The organism is Nocardiopsis terrae (assembly GCF_014651695.1).
In the GTDB taxonomy this organism is placed as follows: Bacteria; Actinomycetota; Actinomycetes; order Streptosporangiales; family Streptosporangiaceae; genus Nocardiopsis; species Nocardiopsis terrae.
On the sequence record NZ_BMXJ01000002.1, the window covers coordinates 726,503 to 746,996 of the forward strand.

Sequence of the window (20,494 nt, forward strand, 5' to 3'; positions counted from 1 at the left end):
GGCCAGGGAGGAGGTGCGGGTGCCGGGGAGGGCCTTGCCACCCCAGAAGGAGCCTGTTACTTTCATATGTAAGAGAAACCTTTCAGGTGAAGGAGAGTGATGACAGCATCACCGCCGACCGGCGACGAACTGGTCGGCATGCTGGCGGCGCTGTCCAATCCGCTACGGCTGCGCGTCATCGCGTCATTGGCCGCCCGCCGGAACTACGTGAGCGGCCTCGCCCGCGAGATCGGCATCAGCCGCCCCCTCCTTCACATGCACCTGCAACGCCTGGAGGCGGCGGGGCTGATCGTCGGAACCCTGGAGCTCTCCGACGACGGGAAGGCCATGAAGTACTACGAGGTCACCGACTTCGACGTGCGCCTTTCACCGTCGGCCCTCGCCGAAGCAGCCGCCACCCTCACCGCACCGGACCCGGGCAAGGGTCCCCACACCAAGGAGCAGTCCTGATGGACCTCACGACCTGGCCGGGCGCCATCCTCGGGTTCGGCGTACTGATCATGGCGACGATCCTGATCGGCGGCGCGATGGCCGCGTTCATCGACATCCGCAAGACCAAACTGGAGGCGGCCCAGCGCGACGACCTCCGGCAGCTCGTCCACCGGTACGAGCAGCTGGCCGAGAACAGCCTCGACGCACAGCAGCGCACGGCCAACGACGTCGCGGAACTGCGCTCGCGCGCCACCTCCATCGAGAAGATCCTCCGGACGGTGGAGTAGTCATGAGAGCGGTCGTCCACCGTGCCTTCGGCCCTCCCGACGTGCTGAGCGTGGCGGAGGTCCCCGTGCCCGTGCCCGAGGCCGACGGGTTGCTCATCCGGGTCCACGCGGCGACGGTCACCGCCGTGGACTGCGCCGCCCGTCAGGGTGAACCCCTGCCCGCGAGGCTGGCCTTCGGGCCGATCCGGCCGAAGTACCCCGTACTCGGCGCGGACTGCGCGGGGCGGATCGAGGCCGTCGGCGAGAACGTACGCGGCTTCGCACCAGGTGACGAGGTCGTCGCGCTCAGCGGAAGCTTCGGCACCCACGCCGAGTACGTCTGCGTCTCCCAGGACTCGCCGGTGGCGGCGAAGTCCGCCGACCTGACCCACGGCGAGGCCGTCGCCGTGACCGAGGGGGCGATGACCGCGCTGCCCTTCCTCCGCGACGCGGCCCGGTTGGAGTCCGGTCAGTCGATCCTCGTCAACGGTGCCTCGGGCAGTATCGGCAGCGCGGCCGTCCAACTGGCCGCGCACACGGGGGCCGAGGTCACCGCGGTGTGCAGCGGCGCCAATCTCGACCTGGTCCGTTCCCTGGGGGCCGACCGGGCGATCGACTACACCGTCGAGGACTTCACCGGGGCCCGCGGGGCCTACGACGTCATCTTCGACGCGGTCGGCAAGAGCTCGTTCGGGCGCTGCCGCGGTGCGCTCAGGACCGGCGGGCGCTACCTCACCACCGTCTCCAGCATGGCGATCATGGGGCAGACGGTGTGGACGAGACTCGGCCGCAGGAGAGCCGGCATCGCGCTCACCGGACTGAGGCCGGCGAGCGACAAGGCCAGGGACCTCGTGCTGATCAGGGAGCTCGCCGAAGCCGGGGCGCTCCGAGCCGTCACGGACCGGGAATACCCGCTCGACCAGGCGGTCGAGGCGCACAGGCACGTCGGCACCGGGCACAAGAGAGGGGCCGTCGTCCTGCGGATGTCCGGGGACGACTGAGCCGGCCGAACACACGGGGGCCGCGCCGGACGTGTCTGCCGGTGCGGCCCCCGCGTGCTGTCGGGCCTACTCCGCGGGGCCGGCCAGGCGGGCCAGCTCCTCGTCCACCACGGACGGGTCGAGCTTGGTGAACAGCGGCTGCGGGCGGCTCAGCGGCGTTCCCGGAACGATCGGGGCCGACTCCCAGCGCGCGGCGTTGTCGGCGTAGTCACCGGTGATGACCGGGTAGTCCACCTTCTCCCCGGAGTCGCCGATGGTGTCGTGGCCGGACTCGATGCGGGGCATGCCCGTCCAGGTACCGGTCCCGCCGAGCATCGCGTACACCTTGTTGGCCGCCTCCGGCAGGAACGGCGTCAGCAGGGTGTTGGCGTCGCTGACCAGCTGGAGGGACACGTGCAGGACGGTCGCCATCCGCTCCGGGTCGGTCTTCTTGAGCGCCCACGGAGCCTGGTCGGAGATGTACTTGTTGGCCTCGGCGACCGTGCGCATGGCCTCCTGGAGAGCCGCCTTGAACTGCGACCTCTCCAACCGGGCGCCGACGGTGGCGAAGGCCGCCCGCGAGGCGTCCAGCACCCTGCGGTCCTCCTCGGTCAGCTCACCGGCGGCGGGGATCTCGCCGAGGTTCTTGGCCGCCATGGAGACGGAGCGGTTGACCAGGTTGCCCCAGGCCGCCACCAGCTCGTCGTTGTTGCGCCGGACGAACTCGGCCCAGGTGAAGTCGGTGTCCTGGTTCTCCGGGCCCGCGGCCATGATGTAGTACCGCAGCGCGTCCGCCGAGTAGCGCTCCAGGAAGTCGCGCACGTAGATCACCACGCGGCGCGAGGAGGAGAACTTCTGCCCCTCCATGGTGAGGAACTCGCTGGAGACCACCTCGGTGGGCACGTTCAGCTCGCCGAGCGGCCCGGCCTCCCCGCCCCGGTCCCCCCCGCCGCTCGCTCCGAGCAGGATCGAGGGCCAGATGACCGAGTGGAAGACGATGTTGTCCTTGCCCATGAAGTAGAAGGACTCGGTCTCCCCGCCCTGCCACCAGCGCCGCCAGGCCTCGGGCTCACCGATGCGCCGGGCCCACTCGATGGACGCGGACAGGTAGCCGATCACCGCGTCGAACCACACGTAGATGCGCTTGGTGGCGTTGTCGCTCCAGCCCTCCAGCGGGATCGGCACGCCCCAGTTGAGGTCGCGGGTGACCGCGCGCGGCTGGAGGTCCTCCACCAGGTTCAGGGAGAACTTGAGGACGTTGGGGCGCCAGTCGCCCTCCTTGCCGCTGAGCCACTCGGTGAGGACCTCGGCGAAGGCGGGCAGGTCGAGCATGAAGTGCTCGGTGTCCACGAACTCCGGCGTCTCGCCGTTGATCCGCGAGCGGGGCGAGAGCAGGTCGATCGGGTCGAGCTGGTTACCGCAGTTGTCGCACTGGTCGCCGCGGGCGCCGTCGTAACCGCAGATGGGACAGGTGCCCTCGATGTAGCGGTCCGGCAGGGTGCGGCCGGTGGACGGGGACCTCGCGCCCTTGGTGGTGCGCGTGAAGACGTAGCCGTTGTCGTAGAGCGTGCTGAACAGCTCCCGGACGACGGAGTAGTGGTTGCCGGTGGTGGTCCGGGTGAACAGGTCGTAGGACAGTCCGAGGGCGACCAGGTCCTCGGCGATGATCCGGTTGTAGCGGTCGGCCAGCTCCCGGGCGCTCACGCCCTCCTGGTCGGCCAGCACCTGGATCGGGGTGCCGTGTTCGTCGGTGCCGCTGACCATCAGCACGTTGTTCCCCGACATTCGCTGGAAGCGCGAGAAGACGTCCGAGGGGACTCCGAAACCGGAGACGTGGCCGATGTGGCGCGGGCCGTTGGCGTAGGGCCAGGCGACCGCGGTCAGGATGTGGCGATTCGACGACATGACTCAAGACTAAAGGTGGCCCGGGGTGGCCCGGCACCCGTTCACCCCCGCCACGGGTCGGGGCGGCCTCCGAGATCCACTCGTTGTGCGGTCGCGGCGGTCCGCCGCTGACCGGACCGGCTCCTTCGCCCGGAGGAAGCAGGGTCGTCCACAGGGCCGACCGCACGATTCCCCGGGAGGGGTGGGTGCCCTTATGCTCTGCTGAACGAGGCCGTGTGCCAGCGGGCACCGGCCGGAGCCAGCACGACCCTTCCGATCCGGCCCTGAGGCGGTGGTCACCACGGTTACCCGTGCCGTACCCCGTCCTGCCCTGCGGACCGGATCGCTGATCACCAGCGTGGTCCTGCTGGTCATCCTGTCCTTCCCGGTGGCCTCCGGCCTGGCCGGGGAACAGGACACCATGGCCCTGCCCGCGCACGGCGCGGTCGGCGTCACCGCGGTCGGTTCCGACGGCGGACCCGACGGCGCCGCCCACGAGGCGGCCGAGGAGGCACGCCCGTACCACGGCCCCCAGACGGTCGCTCTCGGGCCGCCCGCCTCCACCTGCGACCAGCGCTCGGTGCTACGGGACCTGCCCGACGCCGTCCCCGCGTGCGCCCTGCGCCTGGCGGTGTGGGACCAACCGTGGTGGCCGCTGCCCCTGCCGCACCACGACCCCGTCCCGGAACAGGTCGACGCGGAGGGGCTGCCGCCCACCCGGGGGCCGCCTCTCACCTCGCACACCATCGTCTGACCACCCCGGTCGGTCGTTCCCGCGCGCCCCGGCGGCGTCGGGACCGGCCCTCAGGCACCCCCGCCCGGACCGAACGGGCACGTGACCGGTACCCACCATCCGCAGTGAGAGGTTCACCCCTTGTCCAGTCAAACGGGAGCGGGAGTGCGCTGGACACGCGCACTCATCGCTCTTCTCGTCATCCTCGTCGCGTTCGGCGCGGCCTGGTTCATCCCGCCGCGGCTGGGGCTCGACCTCAGCGGCGGCACCCAGATCGTCCTGGAGACACAGGACGGAGCCGACGGCACCGAGGCCACCTCGGAGAACACCGACAAGGTCGTCGAGGTGCTGCGCCAGCGCATCGACCGCCTGGGCGTGGCCGAGTCGACCCTGTCGCGTTCCGGTGAGAACCGGATCATCGTCGAGCTCCCCGGCGTGCAGGACCCGGCGGAGGCCGCGGAGATCGTCGGCCAGACCGCCCAGCTGTCCTTCCACCCCGTTCTCGGTGTGGCCAGCCAGTCGGGCCAGGGCGGCATGCCGCAGGCCCCCGGCGGCGACTTCGCGAACGCGCCCGCGGACGAGGCCCGCGCCCCCTCCGACGGTGCCGACGAGGAGGCGCCCGCCGAGGGCGGGGAGGCCCCCGAGATGTCCCAGGAGGAGATGGAGGAACTCCTCAACGGCATGGGCGGCCAGGGCGGTGCGCCGCAGGCCCCGGCCGGCCCCTCGGCGGAGAACCCCGAGGACGTGGCGGTCACCCTGCCCGACCAGGACGGCACCATGCTCCAGCTGGGTGAGACCTTCATCCAGGGGGACCGCGTCTCCAGCGCCGACGCCGCGCTCGACAGCGCGACCGGTGCCGGATGGGTCGTCAACGTCAGCTTCCGCGGCGAGGGCCGCGACCAGTGGCAGGAGCTGACCGGTCAGGCGGCCTGCTACCAGGAGGGCGACCCCCGGCGCCGCGTGGCGATCGTTCTGGACGACCAGATCATCTCCGCCCCGCAGGTGACCGCCGAAACCGCCTGTGAGGTGGGCATGGCCGGCGGCCAGACCACCATCAGCGGCCAGGACTTCACCAGCGAGAGCGCCAACGAGCTCGCCGTGCTGATCGAGGGCGGCTCGCTGCCGCTGCCGGTCACCGAGGTCCAGCGCCAGACGGTCGGCCCGACCCTGGGCGCCGCCGCCATCGAGGCCAGCGCCATCGCCGCGATCCTGGGTATCGCCTTCACCGCCCTGTACATCACGCTGGTCTACCGGCTCGCCGGGTTCCTGGCGTCGATCGCCCTGGGCGTGTACACCCTGATCGCCTACGGGGCGCTGGTCGCCCTGGGGGCGACGCTCACCCTGCCGGGCCTGGCGGGCTTCGTGCTGGCGATCGGTATGGCCATCGACGCCAACGTGCTGATCTTCGAGCGCGCGCGTGAGGAGTACCAGCGCCAGCAGAAGACGTACAAGGCGAACAAGTCCGCGGGGATGAAGGACGCCACCGAGGCCCAGGCCGAGACCGGGGCGCTGGCGCGCCGCCGTCGCCGGGCGGTCCCGCCGAGCCTGGAGAAGGCCTTCGTGCAGGGCACGCAGAAGGCCTGGAGCGCGGTCCTGGACACCAACGTCACCACGCTCCTCGCCGCGGGTCTGCTGTTCTTCTTCGCCTCCGGCACCGTGCAGGGCTTCGGTGTCACGCTGAGCATCGGCACCATCGCCTCGATGATCTCCGCGCTCCTCATCGCGCGCGTGTTCGTCGAGTGGGCCGTGCGCCGCTCGGTCGTCAAGAAGCACCCGGCGATCACCGGCCTCAACGGGGTCGGCCGGGTCCGCGCCTGGCTGGTCGAGAAGAACCCGCAGCTCATGGACTTCCGTCGGGTCGGTCTCATCGTCGCGGCCCTGGTCGTGGTCGCCGCGATCGCCGCCCCGATGGTCCGCACGCCCAACTGGGGCGTGGAGTTCACCGGCGGCCGTGTCCTGGAGTACGAGATCACCGGGGAGCAGGACCTCTCCGTGGACGAGGCCCGGGACGTCATCGGAACGCTGGACTTCCCCGGCGCGGACACCGCGGTGGTGCAGGAGTCCGGTGACGGCGACATCTCCGTGCGTACCGGCAACATCTCCGACCCCGACGCGGCGGCCGTCGCCGAGTCCCTGGACGAGGCGACCGGCGGTGTGGAGCTGGTCAGTGACGAGCTGATCGGCCCGAGCATGGGCGACGAGCTGCGCAACCGGGCGCTGATCGCGCTCGGTGCGGCCCTGGCCCTGCAGATGGTCTACCTGGCCTGGCGTTTCCGCTGGTCCTTCGGCCTCTCCACGATGCTGTCGCTGGCCTTCAACATGGTGCTGGTCATCGGGCTCTTCATCTGGTTGGGCAAGCCCATCGACGGTGTCTTCCTCGCCGCGATCCTGAGTGTCATCGGTTTCACCGTCAACGACACGGTGGTGGTGTTCGACCGGGTCCGGGACGAGTGGGCGAGGGACGACAAGTCCTCGTTCAAGGAGATCGCCAACCGGGCCGTGATCAACACCCTGCCGCGTACGGTCAACACGACCGTCGGCGCGTTGATCATCCTGAGCTTCCTCACCTTCCTCGGCGGGGCCTCGCTCCAGGACTTCTCGATCGCGATGCTGGTCGGTCTGACCACCGGTGTGGTCTCCACCGTCTTCGTGGCGGTGCCGCTGGCCATCTGGTTGCAGAGGTGGGACAGGACGGCCGCCCCGCACGTGCTCAAGGAGCGCAAGGCCAAGCAGAAAGTGGCCGCCAAGGCCGCCCGCGACGCCGACGACGGGGCCGTGGTCTAGCCGTGGCCTAGGGGTGGTGCCCCTCGGGAACACCCCCGTCGGCTGAGATCGGCGGGAACGGAGGAGGGCCCCGGTCCGCGCGGTACGCGCGGGCCGGGGCCCTCCCCGTCGTCCGGGTGGTTGTCCGGGTACCGGACCGGCTCAGCCGCTGTGGGCCGCCGGCGCCCCCTCCGAGGGCTGGACGAGCACGAACCCCTGCCCCTCCAGCGCCAGCTGGAAGGCCTCACCGCTGCCGCGGCCGATGACGGCACCGGCCTTGACCGTGCTGCGGATGCCCGCCGAGAGGGAACTGCTCCAGGCGACGGCGGACTTGGTGTCCACGAAGGTCGGCTGGTCGACGTTGAGGAGCACCGGCGCCCCGTTGCAGACGATCGCCACCCGGCCCTGCCCGGTGAAGACGGTGTTGAACAGCCCTCCCGAGACCATGCCGCCGAAGCCCTGGACCCGGCGGATGTCCCACTCCAGCGTCGACTCGAAGGCGAGGACGTTGTCCCCGTTGACGGTGAGGGAGTCGCTCTCCAGGTCGACCAGGTGGACGTCCCAGGCGTTGTGGGCCAGGAACACGTCGCCCTGCCCCGAAACGCGCATCAGCGGTAGGCCCTCGCCGGTGAAGGTCTTCTTGAAGAACCGGCCGACGCTTCCGGCTCCCTGGAAGGAGAAGTCGACGCTCCCCTGGTAGGCGGACATGGACCCGCGGCGGGCGTAGAACTCACCGTTCAGTCCGACTCTCAGCATCTTCCGGTTCTGCCGGTGCATACCCAACCGCTGGGTCTCCTGTGCTTCCTGGAAGAGTTCACTGCGCATGCGGGGCCTTCTCCTTCGTTCACGGTCTCCCTGTTCGACGCCGCGCGCCGGAAAAGGTTCCGCCTACTCGGCCGCGACCACCCCGTGCACGAGGTCGTACACCCGGCGCTTGGGCACACCCGTCTCCTTCGCGACCCTGCCGATCGCCTCCTTGCGGCGCACGCCCTCGTCCTCCAGCTCGGCCACCGCCGCGATCAGTTCGTCGTCGCCGGTGAGCTCCGCCCTGGGCCGGGCCCCCGCCACGACCACCGAGATCTCACCGCGCACCCCGTCCGCGGCCCACCGCGCGAGCTCTTCGAGACCGCCCCTGCGCACCTGCTCGTAGGTCTTGGTGAGCTCACGGCACACCGCGGCGCGGCGATCCGAGCCGAAGGCGTCGGCCATCGCCTCCAGGGTGGCGGCGATCCGGTGCGGACTCTCGAAGAAGACCATGGTGCGGCGTTCCCCCGCGATTTCGGCCAGGTACCCCTTGAGGCCCTTGCGCGGCGGGAAGCCCTCGAAGCAGAATCGGTCGGTGGGCAGTCCGGACACCACCAGGGCGGTGGTCACCGCCGACGGCCCCGGGATCGCGGTGACGGGGATGCCTTCGTCGGCACAGGCCGCGGCCAGCCGGTATCCGGGATCGGAGACCCCGGGCATCCCGGCGTCGGTGACGACCAGGACCTCCTCCCCCCTCCTGAGGTCGGTGAGGAGTTCCTCGCTACGGCGGCTCTCGTTCGCGTCGTAGTAGGAGACGACGCGGGCCCCGGAATCACCGCCCAACCGGATGCCCGCGCGGGAGGCGAACTGCTTCAGCCGCCGGGTGTCCTCCGCCGCGATCACCCGTGCGCCCTCCAGGGCGTGCAGCAGCCGGGGCGGTGCGTCCTCCACGTTTCCGATGGGCAACCCGGCCAGGACGAGCCTTCCGGAGTCCCGCGTTCCACCGACATCCTCAACCACTGTTCTCCCCGTCCTGTCGCGCTACGGTTGGCACTATCACGCCACCCGAAACCCGGTTTCGCGGCCCGTCCGCAACGGACCTCCATCTCTGACCCCAACCTACGAGCCGAGATGACCAGCACCGCACTTCACAGCGAGGCAGAGCCCTCGAACCCCCCGGGCCAGGCCCAACCGTCCAGCGTCCGCTCCCGCTTCGTTCCCCGCATGCCCGGCCCCTGGTGGCTCGGCTGGCTGGGGGCCTCGGTCGTCGCCCTGTTCGCCGGCGCCCTGAGGTTCTTCAACCTCGGCGAACCCGACCGCATCTACTTCGACGAGACCTACTACGCCACGGACGCCTACGCGCTCTGGCAGTTCGGCTACGAGCACGACACGTTGGAGGACTCCGACGCCCTGCTCGCCCAGGGCGACCCGAACATCTGGGACGGCGGCGGCGACTTCATCGTGCACCCGCCGGTCGGGAAGTGGATGATCGCGCTCGGCGACTGGCTGTACTCGGTCATGCCGTTCGGTGCGTCCGTGACCCCCGAGGGCTGGCGGACGGCCTCCGCGCTGGCCGGGATGATCTCCGTTCTCATCCTCGTCCGGCTGGCCACCCGCATGACCCGCTCGCTGCTGCTCGGCTGCACGGCCGGTCTCGTCCTGGCGCTGGACGGCCTGCACTTCACGCTCAGCCGTATCGCCATGGTGGACATCTTCCTCACCCTGTGGATCCTGGCCGGGTTCACCTGTCTGGTGATCGACCGCGACAGGACACGGGAACGGCTGGCCAGGCTCGGCGAGGCCGGGACCGACCTGGCCGCCGCGGGCTGGCTCGGGATGCGCTGGTGGCGCCTGGCGGCGGGGCTGTGCTTCGGGCTGGCGATCGGCACCAAGTGGTCGGCGCTGTTCTTCGTGGCCGCCTTCGGGCTGCTCACCGTCGCCTGGGACTACGGAGCCCGGCGCAGCGTCGGGCAGCAGCGTCCGGTGGGCCGCTGGTTCGGCTTCGACGCCGTTCCGGCGTTCTTCCAGACCGTGGTGGTCGCGGGGGTCGTCTACCTGGTCTCGTGGTCGGGCTGGCTGTTCACCCGCGGGGGCTACAACCGCGACTTCGCGGACGGCCTGGTGCCGGGGTGGGTGCCGGACTTCCTGGGTGAACCGGCCAGGGCCCTGTGGAGCCTGGTCGACTACCACGGCCGGATGATGGACTTCCACTCCAACCTGAGCAGCGACCACTCCTACATCTCGGCCCCGTGGGAGTGGCTGGTGATGCGGACGCCGGTGATGTTCCACTACCAGGGCCAGGCCGTGGGGTGCGATTCCGGCGACTGCGTGACCTCGGTGGTCTCCATCGGCACCCCGGTGGTGTGGTGGGTCGGCATCATCGCGCTGGTCGTGATGTTCGGCTGGTGGGTCACCTTCCGGGACTGGCGCGCGGGTGCGGTCCTGCTCGCGGTCGCGGCCGGATGGCTGCCCTGGTTCGCCTACCCCGATCGGCCGATGTTCCTCTTCTACGCGCTGCCGTTCCTGCCCTTCCTGGTGCTGGCCGTGGTGCTGATGCTGGGCCTGCTGATGGGCGCCGGGGAGGACAGCCCCCGTTTCGCGCCCTACCTGCGGGCCCTGGGCGGGGTGGTCTTCGGCGTGGTGCTCCTGTTGGTCATCGCCCACTTCGCCTATCTCTACCCGGTGCTCTCGGCCTATCCGGTGCCGGAGGAGAGCTGGCGGGACCGGCTCTGGTTCGACGTGTGGATCTATGGGAGGGACGCCTCCTGACACCCTGAGTGAGGGAAGGGCTGGAGCAAGGGTCGAAACCGTTCCCCGGAACACATCGCTATTAGTGGCAGAAGGGCTGGAAAGCAACAGTTTCGAGTAGCCGAAACAGGACACTTTGAAAGCTCGGATTCCTGCCGGAAAAGTCTCGGCAGGAAGCCACTCCCCTGGTACTGTCTGCAACTGGTTGCTGTTGTAGTTTCCATGGATGCCCCAGGCGCCTCGCGGAACTTCACGTGGGCGCTTGTCGATCCGGGATTACCCTTCGTCGGTCTGGCGCCCGGCGACCCGGGACCAGCAGGGTGCGGTCCCGTCGTAGTCCCCAAGGGAGAGCACATGGCTCAGGGCACCGTGAAGTGGTTCAACTCTGAGAAGGGTTTCGGGTTCATCGCCGTCGAGGGTGGTCAGCCCGACGTGTTCGTGCACTACTCGGCGATCGCGGGTACCGGCTTCCGGAACCTGGAAGAGGACCAGAAGGTCGAGTTCGACATCATCCAGGGCCCCAAGGGCCCGCAGGCGGCGGACGTTCGCGCGGTCTGACCGTCACACGTGCGTTTCCCCAGCCCTCCGCTCCCCGAGCGGGGGGCTGGTTCGTGTACGGGGGGAGCGCCGCGGCAGGGGTTCGCACGGACAGGGCACTGTTACCCAAGACCGGCGATACCGGTTAACCTGCTTGAAGCCGGTCGGTACCCCAAGAGCGAGGATGGAACATGTTCGGCATCAGTGGAGGGGAGTTCGTCCTCCTTCTTCTGCTCGCTCTGTTGATCTTCGGCCCCGACCAGCTTCCCAAGGCCGCGCAGCAGGTCGGTCGCGTCCTGCGACAGCTCCGCACGATGGCCAACTCCGCCTCCAGCGACATCAAGGAGGGGCTCGGCCCGGAGTACAAGGACTTCGACGTACAGGACCTCAACCCCAAGCGCTTCATCCAGAAGCACTTCTGGGAGGACGAGGAGTCGGAGCGCAAGCCCGTCTCCCGCCTGAACGGCAAGCGCCCGCCCTTCGACAGCGAGGCGACCTAGGCGTTTCCGGCAGGGCGCCGGCCGGATGCCGGTCGGCGCAGCCTCAGCCGACCAGCATCAGGAAGAACGCCCCCAGTCCGAACAGGACCGCGCCCGCGATGATGATCGTGGGCGAGCCCAGCGCCAGGATGAGCAGTTCCGCCGTCACCGCACCGCCCAGTGCGGCGGCGAGCCAGGGCCACCGGGGCCGGGGAGCCCAGTCGTGGCGGCGTTCGCGTGCCAGCGCGACCAGGAACCCCAGTCCGATCATCACCCAGAACGCCAGGTGGGCCAGGATGCGTACGTCCGGTTCGACGTAGTCGGCCATGCCCCCGATGACCACGACGTAGAAGACGGTCGCCGTGCCCAGGCGCCAGAAACCCCTGCTGCGCTCCGCCGGGATGACCTTGCTCCTGGCTCTGGTGGTACGCCGGAAGCGTTCGGCGGCCACCGGCTGGCGACCCTCCGGTTCCGGGGCGCGCCCGGACGGCCGGACCACCGGTCCCGGTTCAGGCGTCGGCGGGCGTTCGTATCCGCCCTCCGGTTCCTCGGGCTGGTGGTATCCGCCTGGGTGCTGGGGGGAGTCGGACACGGGGGGTGCGCCCCTTCACGGTTGGATCGGTCCCGGCCTGTGTCGGCCCGCTGCGTAACGGCCTCTTACCCGGTGTGGCCACCGGTCAAATCCCGAGACGGGGACGGGGTGTCCTGTCCCGCGGAAGTCCCCGCACCTCGGGGCTGGCGCGGACCCGCCGAAGGGCCCGCCGACGATGTCGGACGGGCCCTCCTGATCGCCTGAGTTCTCGGAAGAACGGTCAGCGCGCGCTGATGTCTACCACCAGCTCCAGCCGTTGTTCCTGCGCGTGGCCTTCGCGTGCATGGTCATGGCATCCACCTTTCTTGCGGTCTCTGGCCCATCCCGCAACCAAGATGTCCTATCCCGGGACGCTCCACAAGGCCTGCCGATGAATATTCGCCATTCGATGGGCGTGTCTCGACCAAAGGGTGCAGCAGTGCACCGCGAAAGGCCGCGGAACTCACTGTCTTCGCAGTTCAGGCGAGTTTCCATTGTCATGCACCAAACACCCCCTCCCCGATGACCTGCAAAAACAAGACCTCCGAGGAGCAAAATCCTGGAACCCCGACATAACGGAGAGTGAGAATGGGGCCATTGTGGCCCAACGCACGGGGAGGCGACTCGGACTGCGGGGCGCCGATGACGGCGGCACGTATTTCGACGTCATGACGAGTAGACCACGAGGGACATCAAGGAAGGAAACACCACAGAACATACCTTCTCCGGCTTATCACCAGAAGAAGGACGATCACCCTGGGTGCCCGAAGGGAAACCGGGTTCCTTCGGGGGCATCGGCCTCACCCACCCAAAGGGGGAGGTTTCGGTCATGAACTAAAAGGCGTATTCAGCACGGCCCTTCGACCCGTGCCATTCACCGCGTGCCGCCCCCGGGCGCCCAGCGGTCCTGATCCGGCCCAGTAGGCCCCTCCACCGTGCAGACACCGCAGAAGACCCTCCGCCGTGCCGCGAACCGCTCCTGGTTCGCCACCGTCGTCCTCCTGGTCACCCTGGTCGGCGTCTGGATCGCGGCCGGGCTGGCCACCGGGGTCGGTGAACTGGACGAGCGGTGTTCGCACGGGATGGTCGGTCCGGGCGGATGGCACGAGGTGGAGCGGAGCTCCTACCCGCCCGACATCACGTGCGTCTATCCCGGCGGGGAGTCGGTATCCAGCGCCGGACCCCTGGTGTTCGTGTGGTGGGCCTGCGTGGTCCTCGTCGTGGTCTGCGCACTGACGGCGTTCGCCCTGGAGTTCCTCGGCCTGACGCACGAAGGTTTCGACGGTCGCTTTCCCGTCTTCGCCGCCGCCTTCCCCGCGCTGCTCGCGAGCCTCTACGCCTGCGTACTCCTGCTGGCCTTCGTCCCCACCCTCATGGACCCGAACAGATGCGGGCTCGGCACCAGGTACCTCAACGAGCGGGCGCGCCTCCACTACGAGCCCTTTCCGCAGCAGGTGACCTGCGCGGGAACGGCTTCCCGCTGACCCTGGTCCCGTCGTGGGTCGCCGCGCTCGAGTGGGCCCTGCTGCTCGCGACGGCGGTCTCCCTGGTGGGCCTACTCCTGCAGCGCCGCACCCGGGGTCGCGACAGCGGCTCGACGGTGTGACCGGACCCGCCGTACGTCCGCCCGGCTTCCGCGCGGAATCACGCCGAACCGGAGCGCAGACAATTTCCAACCACGCGACACAATCCGACCAGCACATGAGAGAATGGGCGGACGCCCCACCAGGAGCATTTCATGCCTTTTCCTTTCCGCTGCCCCCGCACCCTCTCACAGGCACCCTGACCTGCGAATCCTCCAGCAACCCGAACCACACCGAGGCTTCGGTGCGCGAGATCCCCCTCTTTGGCCAGGAGCAGGAAAGGGCGGGTGCGCGCCCTCGAATGGGACACATTTAGGTTCATACATAAAAGGAGTTCTGGTGAGTCCCCACCCCCCCTCGCCCGTCCGGCTTCCCCACACGGCCGAGGAGCCCGTCGCACCGCCGTCCTCGATCCGCGTCCTCGTCGTCGACGACCACGCCCTGTTCCGCCGGGGCCTGGTGTCGGTCCTGGACGAGGAGGAGGACATCGACGTGGTCGACGAGGCCGGAGACGGGGAGGAGGCCGTCCGCCTCGCCGCCGAGCTGCGCCCGGACGTGATCCTCATGGACGTGATGATGCCGGGCTCCACCGGGATCGAGGCCTGTCCCCGGATCCGCGCGAAGGTCCCCGAGGTCAAGTTCGTGATGCTGACCATGAGCGACGAGGAGTCCGACCTGTTCGAGGCGCTCAAGGCCGGGGCCACCGGATACCTGCTCAAGGAGATCGCGGTCACCGACATCGCGCGCGCCGTCCGCTCCATCGCCCAGGGGCGGTCCTTCATCAACCCGTCCATGGCGACCAAGCTGATCGGTGAGTTCGCCGGTCTGGCCAAACAGGAGAGCTCCCCGCCCAGCCGACCGGAGATCCCCGAACTCACCCCGCGCGAGACCGAGGTGCTGAAACTGCTCGCCCGCTCCCTCAACAACCGGGAGATCGGGGAACGGCTGTTCATCACCGAGAACACCGTGAAGAACCACGTCCGCAACATCCTGGAGAAGCTCCAGGTGCACTCCCGGACCGAGGCCGCCATCTACGCCGTCCGTGCCGAGTACATCACCTGAGCACCGGGCCGCCCGGCAGGCGCGGGAAGGCCGACGGGGGCGGGTTCACCCCCGTGGTGCCGCGGGCGGCGGGCCCGAGGGGCCGAACAGGAGCCCGGCACTGCGTCGGGTGATGGTCAGCAGATCGGCGTCCCCGAGCAGGGACCGGACCCCGGAGCTGTCCAGGTTCCCGGTGAGCGCCAGGGTGGCGATGCCGTGCACGATCGACCAGCCGGCCACCACTCCGGCAGCCGCGTCGTCCACCGGCCGGCCCTCCGAGGCCGTGGACTCCACCCCGGCGCGCAGTTCGCCGAAGGCCGCGGCCCGGGCTGCGGACAGTTCGGGGTCGTCCTCGTCGAGCAGGGTCGGCGCGAACATCACCTGGAAGTGCGCCGGGTGGTCGGTGGCGAAGCGGACGTACTCGACCCCGGATTCCAGGAATCCGCCGCCCGCCTCCCGGTTGGCCCGCAGCCGGCGCGCCAACTCGGTGAACCCCTCGGTCGCCAGGGCGTTGAGGACACCCTCCCGGCTGCCGAAGTGGTACCTCGGGGCCGTATGGCTCACCCCGAGGTCGGCCGCCAGCGACCGCAGGCTGAAGGCGTAGGGTCCCTCCCGTTCGATGACCTCCGCGACCCGTTCCAGAACGGCGGACCGCAGGTTCCCGTGGTGGTATCCGTCTGCCATACCCGAAACTATATCCTGGAAAGTTTCCACCGTGGAGATACGGTTGCCCCGCCCCGGAGCCCTTGGCGGCCCCGGCGCCGGGGGGTAGGCTTCCCCTGAACCGGCCCGCCCCGCCACAGGGGATAGACGCTTCGCCGGTGAGACTCGAGGCTCCGGTCCGGACGACCCCCGCCCGCACCAGGGAACAGCAGCACCCGCCCGACACGGCCAGAGCACGGGAAAGGGCCCGGTCCGCGCGGATCGGGCCCTCCTCTTCTTCGCGCCCCACGCCCCTCCGAAGGGTCGGGGACCGACGGGAACCGGGCCCCGGCGACTCCGGCACCCCGCCCCGACACGAAAAGAAGCGGCCCGCGCGGAGGGTGAACAGTGTTCACCGACCGACACGGGCCGCCATCTTCGGTGGAGCTATGGGGATTTGAACCCCAGACCCCCTCGATGCGAACGAGGTGCGCTACCGGACTGCGCCATAGCCCCTGAAGACGAGACAAAGCCTAGCAGGAAAGTTCGGGTGGTCCGAACACACACCGTGCGCCCGGGCCGGCAGTTCAGTCTCCGGCGGCCCGCAGCCGGGCGTCGGCGTACTGGTCGTAGACCTGGCTCCGGCGTTCGATGAGGGCGATGACTTCGGCCTTCCGTTCCGCCTCGCGCTCCGCCTCCTGCTCGGCCTCGCGGGCTTCCTCCGCCTGGGCCCGGGCCCGCAGGACGGCCTGGCGGCGCGCCCTGACCCGGGCCTCGCGGCGTTCGGCGTCGGCCTTGGCCGCCTCCCGGAGCAGGGCCAGGTGCCCGGTGAGCAGCAGAACCGGCGGTGCGACCACCCACCAGGGCCCCAGACCGAAGGCGACAGCCACGACGGTGGCGATGTTCAGCAGGGTGAGGACACTGGTGCGGCGTCGTCGGCGGGCGATGACACGGGCCCTGGGCTCGCCCGCGGGGCGGGGCCGGGGCCTCGGCTCCGCGGGGCGCCGCTCTCGCTCCGGCGCCTCCTCGGCGGCCATGTGTTCGCCGCTGAGGTCTGGCCGGGCCATGACCCGGGTCTCGGTGAGGTCCGGGCTCTCCTCGTCGACCGGGAGGCCCTCCGAGCCGTGCTCGGCCTCCTCGACCTCCTCGGCGGCCTCGGGGGCGCCGGCGTCCTCGTCCTCGCGGCGGAGGTCGTCGTAGGCGGTCTCCGCGGAGTCCTTCCGCAGCAGCATCGGGACGAGGACGATGAGCCAGACCACCACGATGGCCAGGTACAGAGGAGCGCTGCTCATCACCCCTCCTCACGATGACGGCCACTGAACGTTGATCGACACCTCGTCGACACCGCGCCGCGTGTGACTGGTCGCCCTCCCGGGAGCAGAGACGTCTCCCGGAAGGACATCGTTCCCGGCCCCCTCGGACCGGGACGATTCCGTGTGCCTTATCCACGCGTTGCCCGCATCGTCAATGCGTCTATGTTCCGCACGGTACGACCCCGTGTCCATAAATGCGTCACATTCCGACCGGAGTGTCGCAAGATTGTGGACCATCAGTTTCGGTCGTCGCACCCTGCCACTTGAAATACCAGGTCAGGCACCGACTGCGGAGCGCAGCGCCAATTCAACGCAAAGTAATGAATCATTGTGCTTAAAGAGGGGTTTAAGCTCCGAAGGCATCCGTGATGCTGTCATGACCAGTTCGGCCCCGGGTACGGCCGCGCCGGATCCCGCGCATCCCCACCACCGTTTGGGCCCTGTGGCCCCAAAGCGGAACCCGGGCCGGAACCCCCCTCACCAGGCGGACCGGAAGGCGCCCCGTCGTGCCAGCGCCGCAGGGCACCCCGGGGGACCTCCTCGGCGGTGAGCGCGTAACAGATGTGGTCACGCCAGTCCCCGTCGATGTGGAGCTGGCGTATGCGCACGCCCTCGTCCCGGAATCCCAACTTGGTGACCACGCGCCGACTGGCGCGGTTCTCGGGACGGATGTTGGCCTCGATCCGGTGGAGTCCGACGTTGAAGAAGGAGTGGTCGACGGCCAGGGCGACCGCCGTCGGGGTGATCCCGCGCCCTGCGTAGGCGCTGTCGACCCAGTATCCGACCTGCGCTGACCTGGCCGACCCCCAGACGATGGCGCCGACGGTGAGCTGTCCCACGAAACGCCCCTGGTAGGTGATCGCCCACGGCATGGACAGGCCCTGGCGGGCTTCGCGGCGGATCGCCTGGAGCATCGCCAGGTAGGGGGTGAGTCCGGTGGTGCGCAGCGGCATCTCCGGGTAGGTGGGCTCCCAGGGCCGCAGCCACTCGGCGTTGCGGGCCCTGGTCTCCCGCATGACGGGGGCGTCGCGAAGGCGCAGCGGGCGAAGCGCGATCGGCCCCTCCTGAAGAGTGGCGGGCCACCCCTGTCTGCGATTCACGTCCGTCCCTCCGAGGCCCTCTGCACCGTCCTGCGCGGATGCGACACCGGCCCTTGGCGCCTGCAGGAGCACCCTTCGTCGGTGACGCCTTCCAGTATTCCACTCCGACCGTGTGGGGTGGCGGCCGTCACCCCCACCGCACAAGAATCGGACGATTCCAAACTCCATTCACTCCTGCACCGAAATCCGGCCGAAGGTCAAGGAATTCCCTTCCCCCGGAATGCCCCGGATGTGATTCCGGTCATTGTCCGGTGTCATTCGGCCCGGGGGTGGTCCCCGCCCCGGAGTTGGTCCATCGCATGGCCCAGAACCGGTTCCAGCACGTCCATCCCGTCACGCACACCGCCTCTGGAACCGGGCAGGTTCACCACCAGCGCCCGGTGTCCGGCGCGTTCGGCCACCCCGGCCAGACCGCGCGAGAGGATCGCCGTGGGCACGCCCTTCTCCCGGCCCGCCGCACGCAGCGCCTCCGCGATACCGGGGATCTCACGGGTGAGCAGCGGGCGTGTCGCCTCGGGGGTGAGGTCCTGCGGGGTGAGCCCGGTGCCTCCGGTGGTCAGCACCGCGTCGACCCGCTCCGCGAGGGCCCGCTCGATCGCGTCGGCGACCGGCACACCGTCCGGCACCACCCAGGGGCCGAGCACCTCACAGCCCATGGCCCGGAGCCGCTCGGCCACCACCGGGCCGGAGCGGTCCGGGTAGACCCCGGCCGCGGCCCGGTTGGAGGCGGTCACCACCGCGACCCGGTGAACGGTGTCACTCACCGCGCCTCCAGTGCCCCTTCTTCCCACCGGTCTTCTCCTCCACCCGCACCCCGGTGACCTCGGCCTCGGGGTCGAGCGCCTTGACCATGTCCACCAGACCGAGAGCCGCCGTCATGACGCAGGTGAGCGCCTCCATCTCGACCCCGGTCCGGTCGGCGGTGCGCACCGTGGCGCTGACGTCCACCCCGCCGTCCGCGACCGTCAGGTCCACGTCGACCCCGTGCACGGCGATCGGATGGCACAGGGGAACCAGGTCGGGGGTGCGCTTGGCGCCCTGGATCCCCGCGATCCTGGCGACCGCGAGGGCGTCGCCCTTGGGGACCCCGCCCCCGCGCAGGGCCGCGACCGTCTCCGGGTTCAGCAGCACCCGGCCCGTGGCCGTGGCGGTGCGGGCGCTGACGTCCTTGCGGGAGACGTCCACCATGCGCGCTGCGCCGGACTCGTCGAGGTGGGTGAGGCCGGAGGGGTGCGCCTCCGGCTGAGGGCTGTCGGTCATGGCGTGGGACCACTCATCGTCGTCGGGTGCGGGCTCGCGGCCCGCCGGAGCGGCCGACCGCGGGGACGCGGGGTGACGCGTCCCACGATGACGTTACCGTTCCGCTACGACAGCGGCTCAGCGGCCGGGCGCCCTCCCCGCGCTCAGCGGCCGGGCAGGAGCAGGACCTCCGCCAGCGCGCCCGCCGGGACCTCGGTGACCTCCTCCGGGACCACCAGCAGCCCGTTGGCGTCCGCCAGCGCGGACAACTGGTGCGAACCCTGCCGCACCGCGGGGGACACCTCGGGGACAGCGTCCGGCCCGGCGGCACCCGCCACGACGGCGCGCAGGTAGGAGCGGCGCCCCAGCGGTGAGCTGACCGGTGTGGTCAGCCGGGCCCGCACGCTCGGGAGGGGATCCGGGGCCAGACCGCGCAGGGCACGCAGGACGGGCCGCACGAACAGCTGGAACGACACGAACGCGCTCACCGGGTTGCCCGGAAGCGTGATGATCGGGGTTCGGTCCGGACCGATCGTCCCGAAACCCTGGGGCTTGCCCGGCTGTACGGCCACCTGGGTGAACTCCACGGTGCCCTGCCGGGTCAGCACCTCCTTGACCACGTCGTAGGCGCCCATGCTCACCCCGCCGGTGGTGATCACGACGTCCGCCCGGACCAACAGCCCCTCCAGGGTGTCCCAGACCTCGGCCGGGTCGTCCCCGACGAAGCCGTGGCGGTGGACCTCACAGCCCTCCTCCTTGGCCGCGGCGGCGATCATGTAGCTGTTGGACTCGTAGATCTGGCCCGGCCCGAGCGGACGGCCCGGTTCGACCAACTCCTCGCCGGTGGAGAGCACCACCACGCGGGGCCGGGGCAGGACCGGGACCGTACGGCGCCCGACGGCCGCCAGGACCCCCATCTCACCGGCGCCGACACGGGCCCCGGCCCGCAGCACCGTCTCGCCCTCCGACACGTCCTCCCCACGGCGCCGGACGAAACTGCCCGGAGCGGTCGGGCGGTCGATCCGCACCTCGACCTCGCCGCCGTCGGTCCACTCCACGGGGACGACCGCGTCGGCGCCCGCGGGCACGGGCGCGCCGGTCATGATGCGGGCGCACAGGCCGGGGCGGATCGCGGCCGGCTCCGGATCGCCCGCCGGGATGTCCGCCACCACCGGCAGCCTGGCCGGAGCCTCCGCCGTGGCCCCGGCCAGGTCGGCCGCGTGGACGGCGTACCCGTCCATGGCCGAGTTGTCGAAGCCCGGCAGGGACACCGGGGAGGTCACGGGTTCGGCGAGCACGGTCCCGTGCGCCTGGAGCAGGTCCAGCTCGGTGGCTTCGGGAGTGGCGACCAACCCCAGAAGATCAAGGGTGTGCTGTTCGACGCTCTTCATGGATCCTTCCGGGTCGTGTTACGCGCGGGGAGCGCACCACCCGTCACG

At 70.1% G+C, this 20,494-nt stretch carries 20 protein-coding genes and 1 tRNA gene; 10 read left to right on the top strand and 11 right to left on the bottom strand.

All coding sequences use genetic code 11. The features are described from left to right. The first annotated feature begins 99 nt into the window (after positions 1 to 99). From IE195_RS07280 to IE195_RS07290, 3 genes are read left to right on the top strand one after another with little or no spacing between them, the layout of a single operon-like run. Positions 100 to 450 carry an ArsR/SmtB family transcription factor gene (locus IE195_RS07280; RefSeq protein ID WP_191268712.1) on the top strand — a complete coding sequence of 117 codons (351 nt, stop codon included), beginning with the start codon at positions 100 to 102 and terminating at the stop codon, positions 448 to 450. Then, entirely contained in the window at positions 450 to 719 is a 270-nt protein-coding gene (locus IE195_RS07285) for a hypothetical protein (RefSeq protein ID WP_191268714.1), read from the top strand. The genes IE195_RS07280 and IE195_RS07285 overlap by 1 nt, the downstream gene beginning before the upstream one ends. A gap of 2 nt (positions 720 to 721) precedes the next feature. Next, the gene (locus IE195_RS07290) at positions 722 to 1,699 is read left to right on the top strand and encodes an NAD(P)-dependent alcohol dehydrogenase (RefSeq protein ID WP_191268716.1); all 978 of its coding nucleotides are present in this window, start codon (positions 722 to 724) and stop codon (positions 1,697 to 1,699) included. A 66-nt stretch (positions 1,700 to 1,765) separates the two neighbouring features. Here the strand turns inward: IE195_RS07290 and metG are convergent, their stop codons facing one another. Continuing rightward, on the bottom strand, positions 1,766 to 3,583 hold the full coding sequence (metG, locus tag IE195_RS07295) for a methionine--tRNA ligase (protein WP_191268718.1): 1,818 nt from the start codon (positions 3,581 to 3,583) through the stop codon (positions 1,766 to 1,768). Positions 3,584 to 3,854: 271 nt separating this feature from the next. Between metG and IE195_RS07300 the strand changes: the two genes are divergently transcribed. Continuing rightward, the gene (locus IE195_RS07300) at positions 3,855 to 4,316 is read left to right on the top strand and encodes a hypothetical protein (RefSeq protein WP_191268720.1); all 462 of its coding nucleotides are present in this window, start codon (positions 3,855 to 3,857) and stop codon (positions 4,314 to 4,316) included. Positions 4,317 to 4,436: 120 nt separating this feature from the next. Further along, a complete protein-coding gene (gene secD, locus IE195_RS07305; RefSeq protein WP_191268722.1) occupies positions 4,437 to 7,079 on the top strand; it encodes a protein translocase subunit SecD in 2,643 nt (880 codons plus the stop codon). A gap of 141 nt (positions 7,080 to 7,220) precedes the next feature. Here the strand turns inward: secD and IE195_RS07310 are convergent, their stop codons facing one another. Next, entirely contained in the window at positions 7,221 to 7,883 is a 663-nt protein-coding gene (locus tag IE195_RS07310; protein ID WP_191268725.1) for an AIM24 family protein, read from the bottom strand. A 63-nt stretch (positions 7,884 to 7,946) separates the two neighbouring features. Next, positions 7,947 to 8,822, bottom strand: coding sequence for a 16S rRNA (cytidine(1402)-2'-O)-methyltransferase (gene rsmI / locus IE195_RS07315; RefSeq protein ID WP_191268727.1), 876 nt, complete (start codon positions 8,820 to 8,822; stop codon positions 7,947 to 7,949). A gap of 111 nt (positions 8,823 to 8,933) precedes the next feature. Here rsmI and IE195_RS07320 point away from each other — a divergent pair, with 111 nt between their 5' ends. From IE195_RS07320 to IE195_RS07330, 3 genes are all read left to right on the top strand, one after another. Then, on the top strand, positions 8,934 to 10,571 hold the full coding sequence (locus tag IE195_RS07320) for a dolichyl-phosphate-mannose--protein mannosyltransferase (protein ID WP_191268729.1): 1,638 nt from the start codon (positions 8,934 to 8,936) through the stop codon (positions 10,569 to 10,571). 333 nt (positions 10,572 to 10,904) lie between these two features. Next, positions 10,905 to 11,108 (top strand): cold-shock protein, encoded by a 204-nt coding sequence (locus tag IE195_RS07325; RefSeq protein ID WP_017543917.1) that lies wholly within the window; start codon positions 10,905 to 10,907, stop codon positions 11,106 to 11,108. Positions 11,109 to 11,278: 170 nt separating this feature from the next. Next, positions 11,279 to 11,587, top strand: a complete 309-nt coding sequence (locus IE195_RS07330; RefSeq protein ID WP_191268731.1) for a sec-independent translocase — start codon at positions 11,279 to 11,281, stop codon at positions 11,585 to 11,587. Between the two features lie 43 nt (positions 11,588 to 11,630). Here IE195_RS07330 and IE195_RS07335 read toward each other — a convergent pair whose 3' ends face one another. Then, the gene (locus IE195_RS07335; RefSeq protein WP_229826108.1) at positions 11,631 to 12,158 is read right to left on the bottom strand and encodes a hypothetical protein; all 528 of its coding nucleotides are present in this window, start codon (positions 12,156 to 12,158) and stop codon (positions 11,631 to 11,633) included. Positions 12,159 to 13,072: 914 nt separating this feature from the next. On the opposite strand from IE195_RS07335, the gene IE195_RS07340 reads away from it, so the two are divergent. Together IE195_RS07340 and IE195_RS07345 are read left to right on the top strand one after the other, a co-directional pair. Continuing rightward, positions 13,073 to 13,621 (top strand): hypothetical protein, encoded by a 549-nt coding sequence (locus IE195_RS07340; RefSeq protein ID WP_191268733.1) that lies wholly within the window; start codon positions 13,073 to 13,075, stop codon positions 13,619 to 13,621. A 438-nt stretch (positions 13,622 to 14,059) separates the two neighbouring features. Next, positions 14,060 to 14,782: a response regulator gene (locus IE195_RS07345; RefSeq protein WP_191268735.1), complete on the top strand. Its 723-nt coding sequence runs from the start codon at positions 14,060 to 14,062 to the stop codon at positions 14,780 to 14,782. A gap of 45 nt (positions 14,783 to 14,827) precedes the next feature. On the opposite strand, the gene IE195_RS07350 is transcribed toward IE195_RS07345, so the two are convergent. The 7 genes from IE195_RS07350 to glp form a co-directional block, all read right to left on the bottom strand. Further along, positions 14,828 to 15,445, bottom strand: coding sequence for a TetR/AcrR family transcriptional regulator (locus IE195_RS07350; RefSeq protein WP_191268736.1), 618 nt, complete (start codon positions 15,443 to 15,445; stop codon positions 14,828 to 14,830). Positions 15,446 to 15,845: 400 nt separating this feature from the next. Then, positions 15,846 to 15,919 (bottom strand) — tRNA-Ala (locus IE195_RS07355). Between the two features lie 71 nt (positions 15,920 to 15,990). Then, the gene (sepX, locus tag IE195_RS07360) at positions 15,991 to 16,695 is read right to left on the bottom strand and encodes a divisome protein SepX/GlpR (RefSeq protein ID WP_191268738.1); all 705 of its coding nucleotides are present in this window, start codon (positions 16,693 to 16,695) and stop codon (positions 15,991 to 15,993) included. A gap of 395 nt (positions 16,696 to 17,090) precedes the next feature. Beyond that, positions 17,091 to 17,816, bottom strand: a complete 726-nt coding sequence (locus IE195_RS07365; RefSeq protein WP_191268740.1) for a GNAT family N-acetyltransferase — start codon at positions 17,814 to 17,816, stop codon at positions 17,091 to 17,093. 254 nt (positions 17,817 to 18,070) lie between these two features. Further along, positions 18,071 to 18,580 (bottom strand): MogA/MoaB family molybdenum cofactor biosynthesis protein, encoded by a 510-nt coding sequence (locus IE195_RS07370; RefSeq protein WP_191268742.1) that lies wholly within the window; start codon positions 18,578 to 18,580, stop codon positions 18,071 to 18,073. Further along, on the bottom strand, positions 18,573 to 19,076 hold the full coding sequence (gene moaC, locus IE195_RS07375) for a cyclic pyranopterin monophosphate synthase MoaC (RefSeq protein WP_191268744.1): 504 nt from the start codon (positions 19,074 to 19,076) through the stop codon (positions 18,573 to 18,575). Before moaC ends, IE195_RS07370 begins: the two co-directional genes overlap by 8 nt. A 143-nt stretch (positions 19,077 to 19,219) precedes the next feature. Continuing rightward, a complete protein-coding gene (gene glp / locus IE195_RS07380) occupies positions 19,220 to 20,446 on the bottom strand; it encodes a molybdotransferase-like divisome protein Glp (protein ID WP_191268746.1) in 1,227 nt (408 codons plus the stop codon). Between the last annotated feature and the right edge of the window lie 48 nt (positions 20,447 to 20,494).